Origin of the sequence: Corallococcus terminator (genome assembly GCF_003611635.1) — a bacterium.
In the GTDB taxonomy this organism is placed as follows: Bacteria; Myxococcota; Myxococcia; order Myxococcales; family Myxococcaceae; genus Corallococcus; species Corallococcus terminator.
The window spans coordinates 1-7,060 of sequence record NZ_RAVZ01000424.1 but is presented as its reverse complement, the minus strand read 5'-3'; the positions used below and the strand labels follow the sequence as shown (position 1 = coordinate 7,060).

General features: G+C 70.7%; 5 protein-coding genes. 1 reads left to right on the top strand and 4 read right to left on the bottom strand.

Annotated elements, in window-relative coordinates; genetic code table 11:
- Positions 1–467: 467 nt before the first annotated feature.
- Positions 468–2,003: a M91 family zinc metallopeptidase gene (locus tag D7V88_RS36860; RefSeq protein ID WP_120545260.1), complete on the top strand. Its 1,536-nt coding sequence runs from the start codon at positions 468–470 to the stop codon at positions 2,001–2,003.
- 66 nt (positions 2,004–2,069) lie between these two features.
- Here the strand turns inward: D7V88_RS36860 and D7V88_RS36855 are convergent, their stop codons facing one another.
- The 4 genes from D7V88_RS36855 to D7V88_RS36840 form a co-directional block, all read right to left on the bottom strand.
- Positions 2,070–3,134 carry an HBL/NHE enterotoxin family protein gene (locus D7V88_RS36855; protein WP_120545259.1) on the bottom strand — a complete coding sequence of 355 codons (1,065 nt, stop codon included), beginning with the start codon at positions 3,132–3,134 and terminating at the stop codon, positions 2,070–2,072.
- A complete protein-coding gene (locus D7V88_RS36850) occupies positions 3,127–4,257 on the bottom strand; it encodes an HBL/NHE enterotoxin family protein (RefSeq protein ID WP_120545258.1) in 1,131 nt (376 codons plus the stop codon). The genes D7V88_RS36855 and D7V88_RS36850 overlap by 8 nt, the downstream gene beginning before the upstream one ends.
- A 13-nt stretch (positions 4,258–4,270) precedes the next feature.
- Positions 4,271–5,242 carry an HBL/NHE enterotoxin family protein gene (locus D7V88_RS36845; RefSeq protein WP_120545257.1) on the bottom strand — a complete coding sequence of 324 codons (972 nt, stop codon included), beginning with the start codon at positions 5,240–5,242 and terminating at the stop codon, positions 4,271–4,273.
- Positions 5,243–5,381: 139 nt separating this feature from the next.
- Positions 5,382–7,060 (bottom strand): CARDB domain-containing protein (locus D7V88_RS36840; RefSeq protein ID WP_279636139.1); only part of this gene is annotated, 1,679 nt, incomplete at its 5' end.

Sequence of the window (7,060 nt, the reverse complement as noted above, 5' to 3'; positions counted from 1 at the left end):
GTTCGACGGCGACAGGGGGGGCCGGGGCCGGCTCGGACACGGGCGCCGGCTCGGACACGGGCGCCGGAGGCGGCGGCGCCTCCGACTGCGCGAGGACGGCGGGGGCCAGTAGGAGCGACGTGCCGGACAGCAGGGCCTGGAGGACGGTGCGGTAGCGAATGGTGACGGTCATGAAGGCGTCGGGCCGGTCGGGGGGAGCGGAGGCGCTCTTGGTCCCGAAGTTGCGCTCCCGTTACCGGACGGGTTCACGCCCGACAACACACCCACCCGGGTTGTTGCCACACCGTTACAGGCGACCCCCGCGTGTCACACGACAGCCCGATTCGTGTCACCTGACCGTGACAATCGGGAGGGGGGACGCAACCCGGGGGCGGCCCCCGCGACAATCCCCGAGTCGGCGTTCGTCCGACGCCCGGCGGCCGTCCGCCGGACCCACTCCAGGTGTGTCCGTCACCTGGGAGAAGCCCATGACTTCGATTGGCAAGCCCGGTTCGCGTCCCACGTCCCCCGTGAAGTCGGAGCCGGTGAAGACGCCCGCCGCCGCGCCGCGTCCCAACGCGGTGAAGGCCGCCGTCTCCCAGCGGATGTCGGACGGCTTCGACGCCGGGCCCCGCACGCCGGCGGTCCGGCCCCAGGGGGCGAAGGACAAGGAAGCCGGCACGGTGCGCGCCGCGGGCGAGGCGGCTGGCGCGAAGAAGGACGGCGGCATCTTCAGCGACCTGGGGTCGGCCATCAGCAAGGTCGCGAAGAACGTGGCCAAGGCGGTCGCGGACGCCACGACGCCGCAGGTGAGCACCAACGCCGCCGGCAACACGGTGGTGGACCTGGGCGTGGGCAACAACACCGCCACGGTGTCGCAGAACAAGGACGGCGGGCTGACCATCAAGTCCGGCAAGGACACGGTGACGCTCACGGCCGAGCAGGCGAAGGGCGCCATCATCAACGGCGGCGCCGGCAACGACTCCATCACGGTGGACGCGAGCGTCACGCAGGCGCTCACGCTGGACGGCGGCGCGGGCGACGACAAGCTGGTGGGCGGCAAGGGCAACGACACGCTCACGGGCGGCGTGGGCAACGACACCGTCATCGGCGGCGAGGGCAACGACACGCTGAGCGGCCTGGACGGCGACGACTACCTGGAGGGCGGCGCGGGCGATGACCGCATCGAGGGCGGCGCGGGCCGGGACGTGCTCTACGGCCTGGACGGCAACGACGACCTGTCCGGCGGCGGGGACCGCGACTACATCGACGCGGGCGCGGGCGACGACAAGGCCGACGGCGGCGAGGGCGACGACCAGGTCATCGGCGGGCGCGGCAACGACACGCTGGGCGGCGGCGCGGGCAACGACGCGGTGGCGGGCGGCGCGGGCGCGGACACCGTCGAGGGCGGCGAGGGCACCGACAAGCTGTACGTGGAGGCGAACGAGACGACCGCCGCCGACGCCGCGGGTGAGCGGGAGATCGTCGACATGACGGACGCGGACCAGCGCGGGCGGTCCGTGACGGTGACGGGCAGCGCGGAGTTCCAGGCGCGTACCCAGTCGGACCTGGACGCGATGCGCTCGCTGCCGTCGGGCCAGGACCTGCTGCGCACGCTGGACGACAGCGGCCACACCACGACCATCCAGGAGACGTCCGGGGGCAACTCCGCGGCCGCGCAGAACAAGGCCGACGCCTGGTTCAACGCGGACGGCACGGCGGGCAAGGGCACCAACGGCACGGTGAACTACAACACCACGCGCATCTCGCTGGGCAACGAGGACTGGATGAACCGTCCTCCCGTGGTGGCCCTGTTCCACGAGCTGGTGCACGCGTCCGACTACGCCAATGGCACGCTGGCCAACGGCGAGAAGAACGGCACGAACAACCGCGAGACGTCCGCGGTGGGTCTGCCCATCGACCTGGATCAGGACCCGTCCACGCCGGACGTGGTGCAGGGTGGCCGCCCGGGCGAGAACGTCCTGCGCGACGACCTGAACCTGCCCACCCGGCCGCGCTACTAACCGGCCCTCCGCGAGGGCCCGCCCCCTGCCCCGAGGCCGCGGGGCAGGAGGCTGGCCCGCGGGACCTCAGGCGGCGACGCCCGTCGTCGGCTGGAGCAGCACCACGGGGAACAGGCCCACCTGCTGCCAGGCCGTGCATTCGTCGAGCAGGGATTGCCACCCCGCCTTGTTCTCCTCCAGGACGGGCGCGAGCGGCGGCAGGGAGGTGCCCTGCTGGAGCGCCTGGGAGAGGGACGCGTAGCCCTCAATCAACGCCGCCCAGGAGAGCCCCATGTCATTCGCCGCCTGCTGCATGCGGGTGGTGCTCTGGGCCATCAGCGCCGCTTCCTGCGACGCCGTCTGCGCCACCGCGGCCTCCGCGAGCAGCGGATTCAACTCCGAGTAGAGCGTGGTCAGCGTCTGGAGTTGCCGCTCCACGTCGTGCTGCGCCGCGATGGTGTCACCGCTGGTGTTCGCCGTGTTGACGATGAGGCCCACGAAGGCCTTCGCCGCCGCCACGGGTGAGTCCTCGCAGTTGTACATCTTGATGGCCAGTTGGACCAACGCCTTGTCCGTGCCGGACAGCCCCTTCGCGATGGTCTGACAATCCTGGTCGATGGCCGCCAGCGTGTCGTTGATCTGCGCCTCCAGGCTCGCGATCTCCGCATCCCCCGCCGCCGCGACGGCATCCGCCGCCAGCGCATCCGACACCTCGGTCGTCACGGTGGAGAGCCGGTGCGCCTCCGCCACGAACACGGCGACGGTGTCCGTCTGCCGCGCGAGGAACTGCGCGAGCAGGTCCAACCCCTGGGAGAGCTCGAGGGCCGCCTGGCTTCCAGCGGAGCCCCCCTGGTCCACGAGCTGGGCAAGATGCTGCAGCCGGGGATACATGGCCATGAGCTGGTTGATGAACCCGAGGCTCGCCGCGTCGAGCTTCAGCGCCTGGGGCATCACCGTCCCCAGGCAGGCCCGGGCCACTTCCTGCGCGCGGCCCAGGTCCGTGGCGAGGCTCGGCACCGACGCCATGCTCACCACCGGCTGCTGCGCCAGGGCCTGCGCGTACATCTGGAGCGTCGTTCCCGCCGCGCCCAGTCCAGCGAGCGCGGTGGTCAGGCGCACGGGGGAGAACACCTCCGGGGAGGGCTCACGCATCGTAGTTCTCCTGCTGCACGGGCAGCGTGCCGTTCTGCTGGATGGAGGTCGCCAGGGCGAGCGTGGTCTCCCAGTCCGCGTTGGCGGCCACCAACTGCGAGGCGATCCACGAGGAGGCGTCCTCGGCGACTTCAAGCTGGTCGATGGTCGCCTGGAGATCCGCCGCCAGCGAGGTCCACTGGTTCGCCAGGCCCTGCACCGCGGTCGCGGCCTGGTTACACGCGGAGCTCAGGCTCTGGATGTTGAGCATGGCCGTGTTCATGGTCGACAGGAGCGTCTGGTCCTTGTTCAACTCGGTGGTCGCCTCGACCATGTCGTCCTTGGCGTTGTTCCAGTCCACCAGGGCCAGGGAGCCCACGACGGCGCCACCCGCGGCCAGCGCGAAGCCGCCCACCACGATGGCGGTGGACGTTCCCCCGGAGGGAATCTCCGCGAAGATGCCCACGAGGACCGCGATGCTGCCCACGCCCAGGGCAACGGCCGAGCCCGCGATCACCCAGCACGCCGTGTCCATGGCCTTCTGGTCGGCGGCGATGCGCTGATTGAGCTCCGTGATCTCCGTGCTGTCCGCACCGTACGCGAGGTTCACGTTGGTGTAGTCCTGGTTGAAGGCCGCCACGTCCGCGTCCAGGGAATCGGTGGCGAAGGCCAACAGCGCGGAGGACGTGGCGGTGGCCTGGTCCTTGCCCACGCCGCACTGCTTGATGAGCAGGTTGATGCCGTCGATGAACTGCTGCTGGTTGTCACCCGTGTCGAGGTGATTGGCGAGGTAGAGCAGCTGGTGGTACATCGCGGTCCACTGGTTGCCGTACCCGATGATGGTGCCCAGCAGCGACACCATCTGCGGGTTGAGCGTCTGCAGGTAGTAGCGCGCGTGGGCCTGCGCGTTGGCCTGGTCCACCGGAAGCTGCTCCACGACGGTGGAGCCCGACAGGCTGTCCACCTCCGACGGCAGGTTCATGATGGGCGTCTGGAGCACGACGTTCGTATACATCTGCATGACGGACGCGGCGGTCTGCGTGTCCGTCACGCTGGTGGACAGCCCGCTGCCGCCAATGTCCGGCGGGTCCGTGTTCGTGTCGCTGTCCTGCGCTGCGTTCGTGGCGGTCGCCGTGGTGGTCATGGTGTCCCTTTCATCAAATGCCCAGCAGGAGGGAAGCCTGAAGGGCGAGGTTGTCCCAATCCGCCTTCACGGCCGCGAGCAACGAGGGCGTGAAGAAGCCATACGTGGTGATGTCTTCGCTCTGCAGCAGCACGGTGAAGTTCGAATCCAGGACGTTCCAGCCGTTGTCGAGTGTGCCGATGCTGCCCGCCAGCGCCGTGAGGAACGTCTGGTATTGGGAGACCTGGGCGCTGGTGCCGCCCGCCTCGCGCGCGTCCTCGGAGGCGGCGTTGGCTTCGGCATTGAGCTGGGATTCCTGGTCGCGCAGCTCGCGGTCCTTGCCCGTGAGCATGTCGATGGTCTGCTCCAGCGCCGCGACGTAGTAGTGGCCCTGGAGGTATGCGAGCGCGATCTGCTCCTCGTCCTGCTGGATCTGCTGCTCCACCTGATCCGCGGCCTGGCTCGCGGCCTGGGCGGCCTGCGTGTCCTGGGCCTGGAGTTGAATCAGGACGCTCTGGTCCGCGTTGAGCAGGGCGATGTCCCCGTCGATCAACGTCTCATACGTCACCAGCTCGGTGTGGACACTGGCGGTCGCCGTCGCGGTGGCCTGGGTGTCCGCCTGGAGCTGGGTGAGGACCTGCTGGAAGGGCGCGATGGCGGTGGAGTCACCGGTGGCCAGCCGCACGGAGAGGGGCTGAAGCTGCGCATAGGCCGTGTCGAACGTCTGTCCGAACCGGGCCACGCCCGCGAGCGTCGACAACACCTGGGGGCGATAGGTGGTGGTCCACAGCGTCGCGTCCGCGCGCGCCTTCTCCACGTCGGCGGAGAGGCTGGGGACCTGCGTGCTGGAGGGCACGCTCAGCGCGAGCAGCGCGGCCACCGCCGCGTCGACCTGTGGCACGGCGGCGTTGGTGTCGAGCACCCCCTGCGTGAGGGCGTCCGGCGGAGCGATGGAGGGCGCGCTGGAGGTGGACGGAGCGGAGGTGGCGGCGGCCTGGGTGGACATGGCCAGGCTTCATTGCAACCCCGGGACCAGCCCTCCGGGGCGGACCGCGCACTCGGAGGAGCTGTCTTCACGACGAGGGGTGACGGGGCGGCTGCGTTCGCGGGGAACGCAGCCGCGTCATCGCGGAACTTGCGGCGGCCTACGGCATCACGGTGGGCGTGGGCAGCATGAAGCTGTTGTTGTCCTCACGCAGCTCCCACCGCGAGCCCGGCGCGTCGACGATGGCCCCCAGATAGAAGGCGGATCCGGGGCTGGACGGACGGGACGCGTAGGCCGGGATGGACAGCGTCGTGCACTGGTTCACCCCGAGTGAGGACACGGGCTGGTTGCCCACGGGAAGCTGGAGCTGCGTGTACAGCGCGCTTGCCTGGCCTGGCACGTAGACCACCGGCTCGCTGGAGATGATCAGGTCCACCGGCACGGTGCTGTTCAGGGCCGCCGTCCCCTCGTTGCAGACCTTCACCTGCGCGGTGAAGGAAGAGCCCGCGGGGATGCTCGCCGGGGCGGTCAGCGCGCGCACCACGAGGTCGGGCCCGGAGCCCACGCCCACGCGGGGGCCCACCAGGGTGTTGTTGTCCTCGCGCAGCTCCGTGAGCTGCTGGGGGAAGTCCACGCGCGCGCCCAGGAACCGGGGCGCTTCCGGATCCACGCCGGGCGGAGGGTTCGCGTACCCTGCCACGTTCACGGCGGAGCACTGGCCCGAACCGAGCGACGGCGTGTTCGCCGTCCCCACCACGGAGTCCGTGGACGTGCCGGGGTTGGGCGCGCTCACGGACAGCGCTGCGTCCGACGTCAGCACCGCCATCACCGGCGTGGGGGGCGCCAGGTCCATGCCCATGTTGCAGACCGTCACGACCAGCGTGAGCGGGGCGCCGAGCATGACGCTCCGGGGGCCCGTCACCTCCCGCACCGCGAGGTCCGGGCCGTTGCCCACGCTCATCGGGGCGGAGCGCACGTTGTTGTCCTCGCGCAGCTCGTTGAGGGCGAGGGACACGTCCGCGACGGCGCCAAGGTACAGCGGACGTCCCGGCACGGATTCGGGCGGAAGCTGGGCCTGCGCCAGCGACGGCACCGTCGAGCACTGGCCCTGCGCCAGCGGCATCACGTTCACGGAGCCCACCCGGATGAGCGTGGGCGGCGGCACGCCCTGGGGGAAGGTGAAGTCCGGTTCGGTGGAGAGGAAGAGGCCCAGCGTCGAAGAGGCCGCGGACGCGGTGCCTTCATTGCAGACCTGCACCGACGTCTGGAACGAGGTGCCGGGCCGCGCGCTGGGCGTCATCAGCACGCTTCGGACGACCAGGTCCGGGCCCATGCCCACGCCGATGCGCGAGACGGGCGAGGCGTTGTTGTCCTCCCGCAGCTCCAGAAGGCCGGCCTGCGGATCCACGAGCGCGCCCACGTACAGCGTGGGGTTCGGCATGGGGGCCTGGGGCGGCACCACCGCCCAGGCGCTCACGGAGCGCAGGGCGCACTCACCCGGCGCCAGGCCCGGCGCCTGGAACATGCCCACGGGCGCGCGGCCCGGAGGGGGTGCTCCCGGCACCACCGCCAGCGTCGGCTCGGTGGACAGGTACAGCTCCACGGGGACGTTCGGGGAATGCTCCGTGCCCACGTTGCACACCCGCGCGGTGGCGGTGAAGGACTGGCCGGGGGTGACGTGAGCGGGGGCCGTCAGCGAGCTGATGATCAGGTCCGGCTTCTGGCCCACGCCCATGAGGAAGTCCGCGCGGACGTTGTTGTCCTCGCGCAGCTCCACCTGGCCGCGGGACAGGTCCACGATGGCACCCAGGTACAGCGGCTGCTCGGAGGGGACGGGGA

Excerpts from the sequence above, each read along its gene's own strand:
- D7V88_RS36860 (WP_120545260.1), top strand. The coding sequence starts at position 468 with ATGACTTCGATTGGCAAGCCCGGTTCGCGTCCCACGTCCCCCGTGAAG.
- D7V88_RS36855 (WP_120545259.1), bottom strand. The coding sequence starts at position 3,134 with ATGCGTGAGCCCTCCCCGGAGGTGTTCTCCCCCGTGCGCCTGACCACC.
- D7V88_RS36850 (WP_120545258.1), bottom strand. The coding sequence starts at position 4,257 with ATGACCACCACGGCGACCGCCACGAACGCAGCGCAGGACAGCGACACG.
- D7V88_RS36845 (WP_120545257.1), bottom strand. The coding sequence starts at position 5,242 with ATGTCCACCCAGGCCGCCGCCACCTCCGCTCCGTCCACCTCCAGCGCG.